Consider the following 16353-nt stretch of genomic DNA (forward strand, 5'->3'; position numbering starts at 1 on the left):
TCTGACCAGTCTCCCTGCCCGGACCCCCGGGCAACAGGACGACTCACACAACCACTGGACCTACCGAACGGGGTCAGCCCAATGATCTCCCCGGTCACAGGATCAATCATCTCGTTGTCCAACAGTTCGGTCGTGTCAGCCACGGCCATCTCCTTACGGATCAGGCCGAACCCTCACACACCGTTACTCAGACAGACCCTCGTCGTGGTGACTAGTGGCGGCACGGACGACGAGGTGTTTACCGCCGTCTGTTGTAGTTATCATCTCGGTCTCGACTCCGAAGGTCGCGCGTACGCGTGCGGTTGAAAGGACCTCGTCGGACGGTCCTTGGGCATGCAGTTCACCGGCGGACAGGAGAAGAAGGTGGTCACAATATCGGGCTGCGAGGTCGAGGTCGTGCAGGGCACATACGACTGTGATGCGCAGTTCTCGGAGCAGTTCCATGAGAACGATCTTGTGGCGAACGTCGAGGTGGTTGGTGGGTTCGTCCAGGACCAGCAGGGAGGGGTTGTGCCGGATGGAACGTGCGAGGTGTGCGCGTTGAAGCTGGCCACCCGATAGCGTCGCGAGGGGCTTTCCGGCAAGATCTTCCAGCCCGACACGAGCGATCGCTTGCTTAAGCTGTGCGGCGGGAAGCGGGTGCGGACCGATGGCGATGAGCTCCTCGACGGTGATATCGGGGATGGGGCCGGCGTGTTGACGCATGACTCCGATGTGTGCGGCGCGTTCTCGGGGTGGCATTCTCGCGATGTTCTGACCATCGACAGTCACGATTCCCGTGTACGCGGGGTGGTAGCCGGTAAGGAGGCTTAGCAGACTGGACTTCCCGCACCCGTTGGGTCCGACGACCCCGGTGACAGTGCCGGCGGTGATTTCCGCACTAACGTCATCCACAGCGACATGGGCCCCGTAGCGGATAGACACGTGTGCGAAGCCAACGTCGGACGCGCCGGATGGGGCCGCGCTCATGCCAGGACCGTCGCACTGTTGCGGCGCATGAGCAGGATGAATACAGGAACGCCGATCGCAGCGGTGAAGATCCCGACGGGCAGCTCCGAGGGCGCGAGGAGCGTGCGCGCCGCGACATCCGCCAGGCTCAGAAGGATGGCGCCGATGAGGGCGGCGACGGGCACGACGCGACGGTGCATTCCTCCGACGAGCAGGCGCACGATGTGAGGCACGATGAGCCCCACGAAACCAATCGCCCCGGAGACGGCGACCGCGGCCCCGGTCATCAGCGATGCGAGGGCAAAGACGAGGAAGCGTGAGCGTCCGGGATGCACGCCGGACGCTGCGGCCTGTGCGTCGCCAAGACTCATCAAATCCAAACGACCGCTTATGGCCGTGACGAACAGTACCGTGATGATGATGACGGGCGCGATGATGACAAACAGCCGCCACTGGGCACCGGAAAGGCTTCCCAATAACCAGAACATGACCTGCTGCGTCGCATCGGAGTTTCCTGCGCGGATGAGCAGAAAAGACATCACGCCAGCGAGCAACTGACCGATCGCGACACCGGACAATACGAGTCGCCCGGCAGAAAGCCCCCATCGTGACGTCGCGGTCGCCGCCACGAGGAGGCCCGTCACAGCCGCACCGAGAAACGCCGCGATAGGCAGCAGGAGCACTCCGAACGTTGTCACGCCCACACCGGTTATAACGGCGACGGCTGCCACGCCAGCACCGGATGACAGCCCCAAAACGTAGGGGTCAGCGATGGGATTTCGCACCAGAATCTGCGCGCACGCGCCGGCTACAGCAAGAGCGGCACCAATCACTGCAGCCTGCAGTACACGCGGCACCCGCAGTTCCCACACGATGAAATCCAACGACCCCGCTTCCGGGGCCCCGAAAAGTCGCGAGATGACGAGATTCACGACATCATCGGGGCTGATAGAGACCGCGCCGACGCCGACACTGATGACCATCACGAACAAGAGCGCCACGACCAACCCGAGAACGATGACCACCATCGGAACACGGCGCAGCGCCCCTGTTCGCGCGGGACGTTCTCGTTCAGGCCGCGTTTTTGACAGCATCCGCGATGGTTTGAACCGCATCTGCATTCAGCAGGCTTGGCGACAGGAGAATGCGCTGTGGAACAACGACGACGTTCCCCTCCTTGACCGCGTCAGTCTGAGCAAGCAGCGGGCTGGCAATGATCGCCGCTTTCAACTGCTCGTCACTCTCATTCGCGAAGCCAGAGACGATCACGATGACCTCCGGGTTGGCCTGGGTCACCGTTTCCGCGGACAAGCTGGCAAAATTCTGCAGCTCACCCTGCGCGATATTCGTGCCGCCCGCGAGCGTAATGATGCCGTTTGCAAAGCTCGACCCCCCGCTGGTTTTGACGCCAGCGCCCGCGTCGGGGACTGACGACAACGTCAGAACGGGCACGTCGACGTCGCTCGTGTCAGCCGCAGCTTCCTCCACCTGATCGCGAATGCGTTCGATTAGTTCCTCGCCGCGTTCAGGGATGTCAAAGGCCGTGGCGAGTGCGGTGATATACCGATAGGTCTCGTCAATGTTCTCCATCGGCCCGTCCTGGACAGCACCGCACGCGGACAGCGCAGCCGACCCCGCTGATTTGAGTTGTTCCACAGACGCCGTACCGTCGAACGCACCGAACTCATACTGCGAGATTCCGGCTACGAGGTCAGGCTCCGCCGCAATGACAGATTCCGCCGACCCCCGCCCGTCATCGAGCACCGGCAACGCATCAAGCTTCTCGCGCAAGTCCCCCGAAAAATCGGTCTTAAAGTCGGGAGCAGCCGTCCCCACGATCGTGTCGCCCACCCCGAGCTCGATGAGGAACGCCGCAGCCCCCGCATCCATCGTGACGACTCGTTCAGGAACGGAACTCAGTGACGCCTCAGCCGGACACGACGGATCAGTCTGTACCTGGTCCAGACCCCTCGAGGACGAAGACGACTCTGAGGCACGCCCATCATGGTGCGAATGATCGGTTGACGTGGCAATGCAGCCAGCGAGTGTCGCAACAGCCGCGACACCTACGGCAGCCGGCAAGAAAGATCGAGTAAATCGCATGCGCTAACTCTACAGGAAGTAGAGATCACGAATCAACGGAAAGTTCCTCCGGATGCCACGCATACTCCATCGCACTGCAAACGCGGTGCGCGACGGCTCGCGAGTCGAACCTGTCAACCAGGTGCAGAGCCATATCAATCCCCGCAGACACCCCAGCACTGGTGACCACCGCACCGCTGTCGATCCACCGCCTCCCCGACGACACTATGACGTCGGGATAGATCAGCTGCAAGTGCTTCCGTGCCATCCAATGTGTGGTCGCGCTGATCCCATGAAGCAAACCAGCAGCTCCCAAAACCTGCGCACCCGTGCACACAGACGCCATGGTCGCGCCACCCTCAGCGGCACTGCGGATCAGCGCTATCCGGCGGTCATCCGACGCGAAGACCTCCGCGCCCGGCCCACCCGGAATCACAACCAAGTCAGGCGTGCGATCACCCAAAGCCCCATCGACCGACACGCGAAGGCCCTTGGAGCACGCTACCGCCTCACCATCGGCGCTGACCGAACGAACAACGACCGGACGGTCACCCAGGTCAGCCCAGAAACGCAGCACCTCCCACGGCCCCACCGCATCGAGCTCCTCTGCGCCATCGAAGAAAAGAACGTCGACAGCAAACCCGACTTCGTCCATGACGTTTGCGCCACCTGCCCCCGGATCAGCGGGCAAGGTTGAACGCGCCCCCTGCGCGGAGAGCTCCAGCTACTTCATCATCTGTCAGCTCACGAGTCGCATCGACGCTTACCGTAGAGACGCCACCCGCAACGATCTCGATCCGTGCTCCCTCGATGTCGCGGATCTCACCCAGCTGTTTCGAGGCTGTGTCAACGCACCCCCGACAGGTCAGGCCAGTGACCGGAGCACTCCAAGTCGCAGTTCCCATGATTCTCACCTTTCATGTGTGGCGAACAGGATACCCCGCATCGGCCGGGCCGACGTGCGTATCGACGACCCGCTCCGAGAGCGAGCTTTGTGAACGTGACCGCTTGGTCATCATCGAGTATCCGACCCGTGCTATGGGACGCTTGTGACCCGTGCGACGATGTTCAACCGCACGGTCGGGGCCGTGGTGGTACGGGCGCGCTCGAAGAGACGGTCCTCGGCCGCAGCCTGCCCCGCGGTCAGCAGCGCGACCATCGGCAGGCCGTTGCTGTCGACGAGCTGGTGGATCTTCGTCGAGAGGCCGCCACAGGAGCGGGCGACCGCGTGATTAGGCGACTCGTCGGCCGGATTCGTGTAGTTCGATCCACCCCCGTGAGGTGCTTCGTGTTCGTCGCGTACTGAGGCGCACGAGCGATCAATGGGAGCGAGCAGAACGCCCAAAAGTCTGCGACATCATGTAGATTCTAAGGCGACTAGACTGACTGCCGGAGGTGCCAGATGGCGGGAGAGCGTACGCGCGAGAGAGGCGAACTCGAGGGCGAGGTCATGCGCATCCTCTGGGACGCATCGGAGCCCTTGAGCGCGCGCGACATCCAGTCGGTGTTCACCGGACACGTCCCGGCCTACACGACGTTGATGACCGCGCTGGAACGCTTGCAGAAGAAGGGCGACGTCGTTCGCTCCGGCGACTCCCCTCGAAAGGTTCGCTTCCACGCCGCTCGATCCGGCGACGAACATGTCGGACGGTCGATGATGACCGCCCTTGACGGAGCCGGCGATCGGCAGGCCGCACTGCTGCAGTTCGCGGGAAACCTCGCTGAAGAGGACCTGGATCTGCTCCGCAGCGCGATCACCGGCAAGACATCCCGCAAGCGCAGGTGAGTAGGTGATCGCCACCGCTTCCTTCCTCGCTGCCGCGGCACTCGTTCTGCTGCTCGCGCCGCTCGTGCTCACCGCCGGACGATGGCAGGTGCGCCACCCGCGCACAGCACTGACTCTGTGGTTCAGTGCCCTGTTCGCTGGCATCGGGCTCGCGGGGGCGTCCGCGACCACCGCCCTTATGTGTGCTGTCGGCGGCGTGAGCGTGGCGAGCCGGGGCGAAGGACTCATGCTGACGGTCGTGGGCTGGCTCAGCCTCGGAGCTATCGCAGCGGTGATCGCCTTCGTCTCCGCCTTCGCGGAGCCGCTCGCCGACTCCTGGCGCGAAGCCGTCGGGCGCTTTGCGCCGGTCGCGGTCTCTCGCGAGAAGTCGGACGGGGTGACGCTTGTATGGTTCGACTCCGATCAGCCGGTCGCTTGTGCGGTTCCCTCCAGGGATCCAGAGATTTTCCTCTCGACCGCCCTTAAAGATCTGTTGAGCGAGCCGCAGCTGCGCGCGGTGATCGAGCACGAGCGTGCCCATCTGCGTCAGTATCATGGATGGGCGGTCCGAATCGCGGAGATCAATGCCCTCTGCGTCCCCCGGCGATTCCCCGCCGGGCGGGCGCTCAAGCGCGCCACACTCCTGCTGATCGAGCTCATCGCGGACGACGCCGCGGCCCGGCGGGTCGGGGCCGTGCACCTCGCCAACGCCCTGGCGACCATGGGGCGTGTGACAGCCGACCCGGGACTGGAGCTTCGCGCCGACCGGCTCACCCTCCGCCGGTGGAAGACACCGAAGAAGAGCCGCGCCGCAGCCCTCGCACACGCCTGATTTCGCTTACACCGACGACCCCCGTCTACGACACGATGTAGAGTTAGGGGGAGTTGTTCGGCGTCAAGAGGAGTGGTCATGGCCGAGTTCGAGTTCCAGGTGAACGGGATGACCTGCGAGCACTGCGAACGTGCCGTCACCGCAGAGCTGTCGGCCCTTCCGGGCATCGTTGATGTCCAGGTCGACGCAGATTCCGGTCGTGTCCAGGTGACCCACGAGACGCCCTTCGAACGGGTAGCGGTGGAGTCAGCCGTAGAGGACGCTGGCTACACCGTGCGGACCTGGCCCGCCGCCACGAATGTCTGACACCGGCGCCCCCCACGCTTCCACCGCAACTCCCGTACCTGCCACCGACCCTCGCGTCCGCAAGCCATTGGCCGCGGTAGCTGCGGTTCTTGTCACGGTGGCCGTCGCGGTTCTTGTGGTCTTCCCGGTCGCCGTTGCCGTCGTACTCGGCGACGCACCCTATGAGCGACTCTTTGTCGGTTACCCGGGTGTCGATGTCGCCGTTGTCACCACCGTGCTGTTGTCGGGCGCTCACCTGGCCACCCTGGTGACCAGCGGTGCCCTGGTACACGTGCTGTTCTTGCGTGATGCGCCCGCCCGCCGGGCACGGTATCTCTCGGACAGCTTCGAGATCTCCGTGCTCCGGGTCGCCTCCGGGGCGTGGGGTTTGTTTGCCGGAGCTCTAGTGGTCTTCGAGGCACTGGACTCCAACGGCACGCCGTTAGAGCGGTTGGCGACGCCCGGCGCTCTGCCGTTTCTCTGGGAAGCGAGCTATGCCCCGAAGGCATGGACGATCTGCTTCCTGGCGGCGTTGATCGTCTTCTTCGTCTCGTTCTTCGCGGAACGCTGGACGGGGCTGCTCATCTCACTCTGGGCGACAGCGATCGCCGTGCTCGCGCCTGTCGTCACCGGTCAGGTACTCGTGGGCCCAGATCATGACTTCGGCAGCGATGCGGCGATTTTCCAGACCATCGCTGTGAACGCCTTTCTTGGCGCGATCGCCGTCGCGGCACTGCGCATCCTCTCCGGGCGCCTGGTCTTGCCTGTGACCCTGCGGCGACTGTTTCGGATTGGCGCCGTCGCGCTCCCTGTCATTGTGATCACCGATGTCGTCATCGCCGTGTTCAAACTCGCCGGCGGCGACATCACCGCCTCGCTGACGGGGTGGCTCATCATTGCCGGGTTCGTCTTCCTGGCCGTCGTCGCCGGGGCGTTCGTGGCCGCCGTGATTCTCGCGCGGCGCGGGGCGCTGCGGGCGGGGAACCTCACCGGGCTGCTTTCCCTCTCGGCGGTGGCGGTGGCGGGATGGACGGGCGTGGGAGTGGCGATGACGCGGCAGCCTCCGCCGCAGTACTTCGTGCCGACGAGCATTGAGCAGGTATTCATGGGCTTCGAGGTCCCCGATGCCCCGACGCTCACGGTGCTGTTCGGGCAGTGGCGCCCCAATCTCCTGTTCCTCGGCATCGCCGTAGCGGCGGTCACGGTCTACCTGGTCGCGGTGCGCACTCTGCGCCGTCGGGGAGACCGGTGGTCTCTCGGGCGGACGGCCGCGTGGATCGGCGGGTGGACGGTCGTGGTCGTCGCTACCAGTTCTGGTTTCGGGAAGTACTCGGCCCCGGATTTTGGGGTGCACATGATCGTGCACATGTCGCTGAACATGCTCGGCCCCGGCCTCCTGGTCCTCGGCGGTGTCGTCACGCTGCTGCTGCGCGCGACCCGTTCGGACCGGAACAAGCCCGCGAGCTTGCACGATTGGATCACGTGGGTGCTGCACTGGCGGGTGCTGCAGTTCCTCTACAACCCGCTGATCGTCTTCATCGTCTTTATTGGCTCGTACTACGGTCTGTACCTCACCGGGATCTTCGGCGACTACATGCGGTTCCACTGGGCGCACCAGCTCATGAACGTGCACTTCCTCATCGTCGGGTACCTGTACTACAGCCTGATCATCGGCGTCGATCGCCCCCCGCGGCCCCTGCCGCATATCGGCAAGCTCGGGTACGTGCTGGCCGCGATGCCGTTCCACGCGTTCTTCGGGGTGATCCTGATGACCAGCCCGGTCATCATCGCCGAGACCTTCTACCGCTACCTCGACCTGCCGTGGGCCGACCTGCAGGCCCAGCAATACCTCGGCGGGGGAGTCGCCTGGGCCGGCGGGGAGATCCCGCTGATGATCGTCATCGTTGCACTCGCCATCCAGTGGAGCAGGCAGGACGCCACAGATGCCCGCCGTAAGGACCGGCACATCGACACCGGCCGCGACGACGAATACGACGCCTACAACCAGATGCTCCAGCGCCTCGCCGACCGGGACGCCGCCCGCCCCGGCCCCCGGCCGACCGTCCGAGAGGAAACATGACCATGACGACGACGGACACCGCTCCGGCCGTGCTCGCACCCGTGGAGCTCGACATCTCCGGGATGACCTGCGCCGCGTGCGCAGGACGCGTCGAGCGTGCACTAAGCAAGCTCGACGGCGTGACGGCGAGTGTGAACTACGCCACCGAACGCGCCATCGTCAGCGGCCTTGCCGATACCGAGGTGGACACGGCGATCCGTCAGGTCGAGAACGCCGGATACGGTGCGCACCTGCGTGACGGCAGCGATGACGCCTGGTCTGCGCGTGCCACCGAGGTACGGATCTCCTCCCTGCGCCGCCGCCTGGCGGTCTCCGCGCTGCTCACCGTGCCGCTGATGGACATCACCATCGTCCTCGCTCTCGTCCCCGGGTGGCGTTTCCCCGGCTGGGAATGGGTGTGTGTGCTGATGGCGCTGCCGATCGTGACGTGGGCGGCATGGCCGTTTCACCGGGCGACGCTCCGCAACCTCCGTCACGGCGCGGTCAGCATGGACACCCTCGTCTCCCTCGGCATCGCCGCCTCGTTCGGGTGGGCGATCCTCACGTTGCTGCTCGGGTTCGGCACCACGGAAGCCGCGGGGTATTGGCTGGGCTTCGGCGTCACCCCCGCAGGCGCGGACTCGATCTATCTCGACGTCGCTGCCGGTATGACGACTTTCCAGCTCGCGGGCCGCTACTTCGAGACCCGCTCCCGCCGGAAAGCCGGAGATGTGCTCGGGGCTCTGAACGCTCTCGCCGCCAGCCACGTCCGGGTCGTCCGCGAGGGCGTCGAGACGATCGAGCCCGCGACGGCGCTGCGGATCGGCGACACTTTCGTCGTCCTTCCGGGGGAGACCATCCCCGCCGACGGCACCGTCCGTGCCGGCACTGCAGCGGTCGATGCGAGCATGATGACCGGCGAACCCGTCCCCGTTCCCGTCAGCCCCGGAGCCGTGGTGACCGGCGGCACGATCAGCACCGACGGTCGGCTCGAAGTGACCACGACCTCGGTCGGCGCGAACACGCAGCTCGCGCAGATGGCCGCGCTCACCGAGCAGGCGCAGGCCCGCAAGGCTCGCGTGCAGAACCTCGTCGACCGCATCGTCACGTGGTTCGTCCCCGCCGTCATCACCCTCGCCGTGATCGTCACCGTCGCATGGACGCTCGCCGGGACCCCGTTCGCGCAGGCTTTCGGCATCGGGATCAGCGTCCTCATCATCGCCTGCCCCTGCGCCCTGGGCCTGGCGACCCCCACCGCGCTCATGGTCGGCATCGGAAGGGCGTCGACCCTCGGCATCCTCATCAAGGGGCATGACGCCCTCGAGGCCTCTGGCACCATCACCACCGTCGTCCTCGACAAGACCGGCACCCTCACCACCGGCCGCATGACCGTCGAAACCGCGACCACCTTCGGCATCCCCGAGCACGAGCTCTGGCGCCTCGCCGCGTCCGTCGAACAGGGCTCTGAGCACGCGATCGCCCGCGCCATCCAGGACGCCGCCCGAGCTCACATCACAGATCTGCACTCCTTGGAAGACTTCACCGCGCTCCCCGGTCTTGGCGCCACCGCCCGCATCGCCGGCAGTACCTTCCTCGTCGGCAACGCCGACCTGCTCCGTGAACACGGCATCGACCTCACCCCCGCCACCACCGCACTCGCAGACGCCCACGAACAGGGGCACACCGTCGCGCTCGTCGCTCGCGACGGGCACCTGATCGGGCTGCTCGCCCTCGCCGACACCATCAAACCCGGCGCCGCCGACGCCATCAGTGCTCTGCACGCCCAGAACCTCACCACCGTTCTCCTCACCGGGGACAGCCCCGCTGCCGGCGCCCGCATCGCCGCCGAGCTCGGCATCGAACGCGTCCACGCCGGCGTTGCCCCCGCGCAGAAAGCCGACGTCGTCCGCGAGCTCCAAGCAACAGGGGAGAAGGTCGCGATGGTCGGCGACGGCATCAACGACGCCGTCGCCCTCGCCACCGCCGACCTCGGGCTCGCGCTCGTCTCGGGCACCGACATCGCCCTCAAGGCCGCCGACATCATTCTCGTCCGCGACGACCTCCACGTCATCCCCGACGCGATCGCGATCTCCCGCAAGACCCTCCGCACGATCCGCACCAACCTCGGCTGGGCTTTCGGATACAACATCGCTGCGATCCCCATCGCAGCCGCGGGACTGCTGAACCCCCTCATCGCCGCTGCCGCGATGTCCCTGTCCTCCGTCCTCGTCGTCTACAACAGCCTCCGCATCCAGCGAGTGCGCAGCACCCGGTAAGCAGTCGAAGTCGAGAGGTGGATGTGCGTGGAACTCTTCCTGCCCTTCTCCTTCGCGGCCCTGCTCTACGTCCTGATCCTCTGGATCGCCCTCACCACACCGCCGCGGCCGCCCCAGCTCCCAGACCCCACGCTTCGCGAAGAGTGGGACTCTGCCGTGTTCCGTATCCGCAACAGCGTCGAGCGCATTCGCCGAAAATGGCGACGCCGCCGCTGACGCACTCGAGACGAGAGCGCCACGCGCGGAACCCGTGAGGCAAGAGGTGAGCCGGGCGTTTTGACGCGAGCTCCTTCGCTCTACTACTGTGACTACTACATGTAGTAGAGATAAGGTGTGTGGCATGCTGTCTGACCCGGTGCTCCAATGGGTGCTGACGCTCACCTTCTCCGCGACCGCTGCGTATTCGGCGCTCCGGCTTGTCAACGACCGTAAGCCGTTGCTGGTCGTCGGCGATTCCTTGCACCTCGTGATGAGTCTCGCGATGATCGCCATGTGCTGGCCCTGGTGGGCCGTGATCCCGATCCTCCCGCAACTGCTCGTGTTCATCGCCGGCACGATGTGGTTCGTCCTGGTGACCGTGCTCCAGTCGCAGCGCCGCATCCCCCGGGCGTCCGTCGGCGGGCACAGCGCCTGGCACCAGGTGGCCCACGCGACCATGATGCTCGCCATGGTCTGGATGATCCTCGCCATGCCCTCCGGCACGGACTCCGCCGCGCACACGCACCACCACGGGGGCCTTGACCTGTGGGCGGCACTGACCGGCGTCGCCATCACCTCAGCACTGGCAACAGCCGGAGTCATCTTCCTCGTCGAGCTCATCCGCTGCCTGCGCGGGCGCACCACCTGGCTCGGACACACCGGAGACGTCGCCTCCGGGACGCTCATGAGCCTCGGCATGGCCGCCATGTGCTGGCCCATGATCACTGGCTGAACACTCCTGCAACACCAACCACACCGCCCGCCGCTGCTGGTGACGGGCCCACGAGAAAGAGAGACACCATGAGCACACGACGCACCAAGAGGCCCGCGCTGATCGGCGCGGCCGCACTCGCGGGCGCTGCCGCGCTCGTTCTGGGCGGGGCGGTCGCCGCGAGTGCGCACGTCAGCATCGCGGAAGGACCGGTCGAGGCAGGGTCCTACTCGATCCTCACCTTCGGGGTCCCGCACGGGTGCGACGGGTCGGCCACCACCGAGGTTGCGATCCAGATTCCCGACGGGATCAACGCCGTCACCCCCACCCGCAACAGCCTCTACACGGTCGAGAAGGTGATGGAGGATCTTGACACCCCGATCACCGACAGTCACGGCAACGAGGTCACCGAGCGGGTCGCGCAGGTCGTCTACACCGCCACGACGCCGCTCCCCGACGGCCAGCGGGACGCGTTCGAACTTTCCCTGCAGATCCCCGAGGACGCCGCCGACAGCACTCTGTACTTCCCGACCGTGCAGACCTGCGAGCAGGGCGAGACCGCCTGGGTGCAGATCCCCGAGGACGGCCAGGACGCCCACGACCTCGACGCACCCGCCCCGAGCGTCAACGTGGTCGCCGCCAGCGACACCGCATCCCACGGCCACGACGACGCCACCGAAGCGACCGCCGACGGGCACGACGAGGACTCGACCTCCGCGGCAGCACCCGCGGATCAGAAACCCCTCGTGATCACCTCCCTCGCCGTCGGCGGCATCGGCCTGATCGTCGCCGTGATCGCCCTGCTGAAGGGACGCAAGAAGGCGTGAGCATCCTCATCGCCGGGAAACACAGGTCGCAGAACCGCCTCCGTGGAGCGCTTCGCGTGCTCGCCGCGCTTCTGCTGGGCGTGGCGTTCGTGCTCACGGGAGCGCAGGCGGCATCCGCGCATGCGGAACTGCTGTCGACGACGCCCGAGGACGGCGCCGCGCTCGACCAGGCACCTGCCGAGGCGGTGCTGACGTTCAATGAGCCCGTGCAGCTCATCAATGGCAGCATCCGCTTGTTTCCCGGCGATGAAGACCCCCTCACCCTCGACGCGCACGTCAGCAACACCAGCGTCGTCGCCGCGCTCCCTGCCGACGTCGACGACGGCGCATACGCCCTGAGCTACCGCGTCGTCTCTGCCGACGGACACCCGATCTCCGGCGCGATCACGTTCACGATCGGCCAGTCCGCGGATGACCACACCAGCGCACCGGTCGTGGAAACAACGACACCGCAGGACACCTCTTTCGCCGTCAGCGCCCTGACAGCGCTGCAGTACCTCTCGCTCCTCGTCTTCGCCGGCCTGCTCCTCTTCGAGCGCCTCGTGCTGCGCAGCGTCTCACCGCCAGGGCACCGGACGCTCACCATCATGAGAGCCACCGGCATCGCGGCGGTCGCGGCGTCGCTGCTGCTCATCCCCGCTTCGGCGCTCAACGTGACCGGAGAACCCCTCGTCGCCGTCATCGACCCGGCTGCATGGTGGACAGGTACGCTCTGGGCGCCGGTGGCTGCGGCAGCCGTCGTCTGCGCCGGGGTCGTCGGAGCCACACTGCTGTCAAAGCGCAGCAGGCAGCATCGAGGAACCCACTTGCTTGGCGTGCTGTTGACGCTCCTTGCCCTGGCCGCGCCGGTCCTCGTCGGGCACACCCAGCTGATGGAACCGCGCGCCCTCATCATCGGCGCCGACATCGGACACCTTCTCGCCGGTAGTTTCTGGATCGGAGGAGTCCTCGGCCTCCTTCTGTTCCTCTCCTCCGCACGGGGGACCGGCAACGGCACCGCGCCGACGCTTGCTGTGAAGGTCGTGCAACGGTTCTCCCGTCTGGCGGTCTGGAGCGTCGCCATCCTCGCGGTCAGCGGCACGATCATGGGCATCATGATCGTCGGAAGCTTCGACACGCTCGTCACGACGAGCTACGGACTCACCCTCCTGCTCAAGATCGGGATCATCATCCCCGTCATCGCTATCGCCGCCTACAACAGGCTCCGGCTGCTCCCCAGGATCTATTCACGACCGACCGCCCGCATGCAGTGGCAGACACTGAATCGAACGCTGGCCTACGAGGCCGCGCTGCTCGTGGCCGTTCTGCTCCTCACCGGATTCCTCACCAACCTCAGCCCCGCACACGAACATCACGACGACAGAGCGGGAAGCGCGGCCAATACCACGCAGACCGTCACCCTCGATGCAGACGCCCAAGGGCTATCTCTCCGAGGTGAACTCGAACCAGCACTGACCGGCGAGAACGAGATCACCTTCACACTCGAATACGACGGCGAATCCGTTACCCCCGACGAAGTCAAGATTCGTACGCGGCTGCCCGAACACGACCTTGGGCCGTTCGAAGCCGCCGCAGAACTCGACCCCGCCGCCGGCAGCTACTCGGCGCAACTGGACATGCCCGTCGCGGGGGAGTGGCAGGTACAAGTGATCGCGCGGGTATCTACATTCGCCGAACCTATTGTGAGCATCCCGATTTCGGTGCGTTAGGGAACTCTCGCGACAATGCTGGTGATCGCGACAACCCCAGTCTTAACAGATTCCCGCGCTATCCGGATACGTACCTAGCTGTAGAGGAACGCGGATCGTATGCCGGCCGTAAACCCCACGTAAACTCCCGAAGGGTCTGTGGAGATCTACCAAGAGCCGGGACCTGACCGGGACCTGATGCATGCAAACCATGCAATCCATGACGTGAAATGGGGTCGTTTGAGGGCGGAGAACCCCGGAAAATCAAGGATCTGAGCTGAACCGTCTACCTGGGGGTCAGGGGGTCGCAGGTTCAAATCCTGTCATCCCGACAGAAAAGCCCAGGTGAGAGCATGTTTCTCGCCTGGGCTTCGTCGTTTCCGCGGTCCTCTTCGGAGTGGTTTATGGAAGCATTCGCCAGGCGTTGTCGGTGCCTGTCGAGGTGTTTCCTACCGCGGCAGTTGCGACGAGTCGGGACCTGGCCGGGACCTGGAGCTCGTTTTCGTCTCGATCCGCGACCGTTTTCATCGCCCGGGTGCGGCTGTCCGATGGGTCTTGGCAGGAGGTTCGCGGGTGGGGGTTTCCTGTCCGTCGAGGAACGCGTTGGCGCGGGCGGCGGCGTCGGTGAGGTGTCTGGTGTCGGGGTGTAGGTAGCCGCGGGTGGTCTCGATGGACTTGTGGCCGAGGATGCCTTGGAGTACGTGGAGTGGGATGCCGGCGTCGGCGAGCCAGGTTGCTCCGGTGTGACGGAGGCCGTGCCTGGTGAGGCTCGTCAGTTCAAGATCGGTGACGAGCTGATCCCACTTCGTCGCGTCCCGCACGGAGGCGGTGGTGAGCACGCCGCCGCGGGGTCCGGTCAGCAGCCGGTCCTCGGGCTCGCGGTCGTCGGTGAGACGCTCAAGCACGGGGGTGAGCGCTTGCAGGATGGGGACGTGCCGGATGTCTCGTCCCTTGGTTTGCTTGGTGACGAGGCCGCCGGCGCCTGGGTAGGTTTGGCGGCGGATCGTGACGATCCGTTGTTCCCAGTCGATGTCGCCGACTTGAAGGCCGGAGATCTCGGAGCCGCGGGCGGCGAGGAGGGCGCAGAGCATCACGAAGTCGGAATAGCTCTGATGCACCTCTCCACACCGATCCGCCAACGTCGTGAGCGTCGCGAGGTCTTTGAGCGCGTGCACACGCGGTGACAGGTCGTCCTCTTTGAGGTTGAGGGCGCTTGACCCCTGATCTTGGACACGCTGATTCCAGCACGTTGCTGGGGAAGCGAGAATCCAAGGGATGGCAAGGAAGAACTACACGGACGAGTTCCGGCAGCGGGCGGTGGACTTGTTCGCGTCCACGCCGGGTGCGACGTTGAAGGGCATCGCGGCGGATCTGGGGATCTCCCGCGGTGCGCTGCGGGAGTGGGTCGAGAAGCACGGCTCGGGGATCACGACCACCGGCACAGCGTCGACGCCCGCGCCGGCGCGGGCGGAGTCACAGGCGGCGAAGGTCCTCCGGCTGGAGGCCGAGAACGCGAGGCTGGAAGCGGAGAAGCTGAAGCTTCAGACGGAGCGGGACATCCTTCGTCAGGCGGCGAAGTATTTCGCCGGGGAGACGAACTGGTGAACCGCTTCCAGTTCGTTGAGGATCACAAGGACGCCTACGGCGTGAAGCGGTTGTGTGAGGTCATTCAGATCGCGAGGTCGTCGTTATACGCCTGGCTGGCGGCGGCCCCGGGACGGGCCGCGAGGGCCGCCGCAGACGCCGCGCTGGCGGCGCGAATCCGTGTGCTGCAGGACCCCGCGCAGGGTGGCGATCGCGCCTATGGGGCGCCGCGGATCACCGCCGACCTCAACGACGGCGTCGCGGCGGCCGGGCGGGTGAATCACAAGCGGGTCGCCCGGGTGATGCGGGAACACCAGCTCGCGGGGATCCGGCTGCGTCGACGGGTGAGGACCACGATCCCGGACCAGTCCGGACGCCGCTTCCCCGACCTGATCGAGCGGGACTTCTCCATTGGTGAGCCGAACCGCCGATACGTGGGCGATATCACCTACCTCCCGATCGCGGACGGGTCGAACCTGTATCTCGCGACCTGCATCGACCTCGGGTCACGGAAGCTCGCGGGTTGGCAGGTCGCCGACCACATGCGCGTAGGGCTCGTCGAAGACGCCCTGCGCGCTGCGGCCCGTGACCGCGGGACGCTGGCCGGCGCGATCTTCCACAGCGACCACGGCAGCGTCTACGCCTCGAAGGCCTACGCAGCCCTCTGCGAGCAGCTCAACATCGTCCAGTCCATGGGTGCGGTGGGCACGAGCGCCGACAACTCACTCGCGGAGAGCTTCAACGCCACACTCAAGCGGGAGCTCCTCGAAGGGCAGGCGGCGTTCCCGGACCAGGCCACCGCCTACCGGGCCGTGTTCCGATGGGCGAACCGCGACAACACCCGCAGGCGCCACTCCGCGATCGGCCAGATCACCCCGAACAACTACGAGACCGCCTACGCGGAGACCACGTCCGCTACCCTCGCGGAAGCGGCATAACCGAACCGACACCGTGTCCACGATCGAGGGTCAAGGCCCAAGTCCGCGCCGCAGTTTCCTGGCTTGAAAGTGCCTTACTCCACCACCTAGCTCAGCTGCATGAGTGGGTCTGTCCGTTCCTTTGTGTATGGGGCTTCGGCTTAGTTGATTCCTAGGCGG

At 65.7% G+C, this 16353-nt stretch carries 16 protein-coding genes and 1 pseudogene; 10 read left to right on the top strand and 7 right to left on the bottom strand.

Annotation, left to right across the window (positions count from 1 at the left end):
- Positions 1 to 183: 183 nt before the first annotated feature.
- From FM113_RS00005 to FM113_RS18345, 6 genes and pseudogenes are all read right to left on the bottom strand, one after another.
- On the bottom strand, positions 184 to 969 hold the full coding sequence (locus tag FM113_RS00005) for an ABC transporter ATP-binding protein (protein WP_086991918.1): 786 nt from the start codon (positions 967 to 969) through the stop codon (positions 184 to 186).
- On the bottom strand, positions 966 to 1976 hold the full coding sequence (locus tag FM113_RS00010) for an iron ABC transporter permease (RefSeq protein WP_176387014.1): 1011 nt from the start codon (positions 1974 to 1976) through the stop codon (positions 966 to 968). The genes FM113_RS00005 and FM113_RS00010 overlap by 4 nt, the downstream gene beginning before the upstream one ends.
- Before the next feature lie 43 nt (positions 1977 to 2019).
- Positions 2020 to 2838 carry an ABC transporter substrate-binding protein gene (locus FM113_RS00015; protein ID WP_254908780.1) on the bottom strand — a complete coding sequence of 273 codons (819 nt, stop codon included), beginning with the start codon at positions 2836 to 2838 and terminating at the stop codon, positions 2020 to 2022.
- A gap of 238 nt (positions 2839 to 3076) precedes the next feature.
- Complete coding sequence (locus FM113_RS00020) at positions 3077 to 3685, bottom strand: DJ-1/PfpI family protein (protein ID WP_254908781.1); 609 nt, start codon at positions 3683 to 3685, stop codon at positions 3077 to 3079.
- A gap of 25 nt (positions 3686 to 3710) precedes the next feature.
- Positions 3711 to 3935 (bottom strand): heavy metal-associated domain-containing protein, encoded by a 225-nt coding sequence (locus tag FM113_RS18340; protein ID WP_254908782.1) that lies wholly within the window; start codon positions 3933 to 3935, stop codon positions 3711 to 3713.
- Positions 3936 to 4159: 224 nt separating this feature from the next.
- A pseudogene (locus FM113_RS18345) lies at positions 4160 to 4350 on the bottom strand (IS5/IS1182 family transposase); the annotation flags it as partial.
- An 82-nt stretch (positions 4351 to 4432) separates the two neighbouring features.
- Here FM113_RS18345 and FM113_RS00030 point away from each other — a divergent pair.
- From FM113_RS00030 to FM113_RS00070, 9 genes are all read left to right on the top strand, one after another.
- Entirely contained in the window at positions 4433 to 4816 is a 384-nt protein-coding gene (locus FM113_RS00030; protein WP_087010283.1) for a BlaI/MecI/CopY family transcriptional regulator, read from the top strand.
- Positions 4817 to 4820: 4 nt separating this feature from the next.
- A complete protein-coding gene (locus tag FM113_RS00035; protein WP_087010284.1) occupies positions 4821 to 5627 on the top strand; it encodes a M56 family metallopeptidase in 807 nt (268 codons plus the stop codon).
- A 78-nt stretch (positions 5628 to 5705) separates the two neighbouring features.
- Complete coding sequence (locus FM113_RS00040; RefSeq protein ID WP_087010285.1) at positions 5706 to 5933, top strand: heavy-metal-associated domain-containing protein; 228 nt, start codon at positions 5706 to 5708, stop codon at positions 5931 to 5933.
- Positions 5926 to 7992: a cytochrome c oxidase assembly protein gene (locus FM113_RS00045; RefSeq protein ID WP_087010286.1), complete on the top strand. Its 2067-nt coding sequence runs from the start codon at positions 5926 to 5928 to the stop codon at positions 7990 to 7992. The genes FM113_RS00040 and FM113_RS00045 overlap by 8 nt, the downstream gene beginning before the upstream one ends.
- Complete coding sequence (locus FM113_RS00050) at positions 7989 to 10247, top strand: cation-translocating P-type ATPase (RefSeq protein WP_254908783.1); 2259 nt, start codon at positions 7989 to 7991, stop codon at positions 10245 to 10247. Before FM113_RS00045 ends, FM113_RS00050 begins: the two co-directional genes overlap by 4 nt.
- A gap of 27 nt (positions 10248 to 10274) precedes the next feature.
- Positions 10275 to 10463, top strand: coding sequence for a hypothetical protein (locus FM113_RS00055; RefSeq protein ID WP_087010288.1), 189 nt, complete (start codon positions 10275 to 10277; stop codon positions 10461 to 10463).
- A 124-nt stretch (positions 10464 to 10587) separates the two neighbouring features.
- Positions 10588 to 11178, top strand: coding sequence for a DUF5134 domain-containing protein (locus FM113_RS00060; RefSeq protein ID WP_087010289.1), 591 nt, complete (start codon positions 10588 to 10590; stop codon positions 11176 to 11178).
- A gap of 68 nt (positions 11179 to 11246) precedes the next feature.
- Positions 11247 to 11984 (top strand): YcnI family protein, encoded by a 738-nt coding sequence (locus tag FM113_RS00065; RefSeq protein ID WP_087010290.1) that lies wholly within the window; start codon positions 11247 to 11249, stop codon positions 11982 to 11984.
- A complete protein-coding gene (locus FM113_RS00070) occupies positions 11981 to 13693 on the top strand; it encodes a copper resistance protein CopC (RefSeq protein ID WP_087010291.1) in 1713 nt (570 codons plus the stop codon). The genes FM113_RS00065 and FM113_RS00070 overlap by 4 nt, the downstream gene beginning before the upstream one ends.
- Before the next feature lie 503 nt (positions 13694 to 14196).
- On the opposite strand, the gene FM113_RS00075 is transcribed toward FM113_RS00070, so the two are convergent.
- Entirely contained in the window at positions 14197 to 14790 is a 594-nt protein-coding gene (locus tag FM113_RS00075; protein WP_254908784.1) for a site-specific integrase, read from the bottom strand.
- A gap of 157 nt (positions 14791 to 14947) precedes the next feature.
- Here FM113_RS00075 and FM113_RS00080 point away from each other — a divergent pair.
- Positions 14948 to 16194 (top strand): IS3 family transposase gene (locus tag FM113_RS00080; protein WP_140393249.1). Its coding sequence is split into 2 segments (ribosomal slippage): positions 14948 to 15263 and positions 15263 to 16194, totalling 1248 coding nucleotides; the frame shifts between segments, so codons are not numbered across the junction.
- The last annotated feature ends 159 nt before the right edge of the window (positions 16195 to 16353 follow it).

This window comes from Leucobacter sp. 7(1), assembly GCF_900163635.1.
GTDB lineage: Bacteria > Actinomycetota > Actinomycetes > Actinomycetales > Microbacteriaceae > Leucobacter.

What these genes read in the sequence shown, in the direction of transcription:
- FM113_RS00005 (WP_086991918.1), bottom strand. Translation starts at nt 969, where the DNA reads ATGAGCGCGGCCCCATCCGGCGCGTCCGACGTTGGCTTCGCACACGTG.
- FM113_RS18340 (WP_254908782.1), bottom strand. Translation starts at nt 3,935, where the DNA reads ATGGGAACTGCGACTTGGAGTGCTCCGGTCACTGGCCTGACCTGTCGG.
- FM113_RS00020 (WP_254908781.1), bottom strand. Translation starts at nt 3,685, where the DNA reads ATGGACGAAGTCGGGTTTGCTGTCGACGTTCTTTTCTTCGATGGCGCA.
- FM113_RS00015 (WP_254908780.1), bottom strand. Translation starts at nt 2,838, where the DNA reads ATGGATGCGGGGGCTGCGGCGTTCCTCATCGAGCTCGGGGTGGGCGAC.
- FM113_RS00060 (WP_087010289.1), top strand. Translation starts at nt 10,588, where the DNA reads ATGCTGTCTGACCCGGTGCTCCAATGGGTGCTGACGCTCACCTTCTCC.
- FM113_RS00030 (WP_087010283.1), top strand. Translation starts at nt 4,433, where the DNA reads ATGGCGGGAGAGCGTACGCGCGAGAGAGGCGAACTCGAGGGCGAGGTC.
- FM113_RS00040 (WP_087010285.1), top strand. Translation starts at nt 5,706, where the DNA reads ATGGCCGAGTTCGAGTTCCAGGTGAACGGGATGACCTGCGAGCACTGC.
- FM113_RS00045 (WP_087010286.1), top strand. Translation starts at nt 5,926, where the DNA reads ATGTCTGACACCGGCGCCCCCCACGCTTCCACCGCAACTCCCGTACCT.
- FM113_RS00010 (WP_176387014.1), bottom strand. Translation starts at nt 1,976, where the DNA reads ATGGTGGTCATCGTTCTCGGGTTGGTCGTGGCGCTCTTGTTCGTGATG.
- FM113_RS00065 (WP_087010290.1), top strand. Translation starts at nt 11,247, where the DNA reads ATGAGCACACGACGCACCAAGAGGCCCGCGCTGATCGGCGCGGCCGCA.
- FM113_RS00050 (WP_254908783.1), top strand. Translation starts at nt 7,989, where the DNA reads ATGACCATGACGACGACGGACACCGCTCCGGCCGTGCTCGCACCCGTG.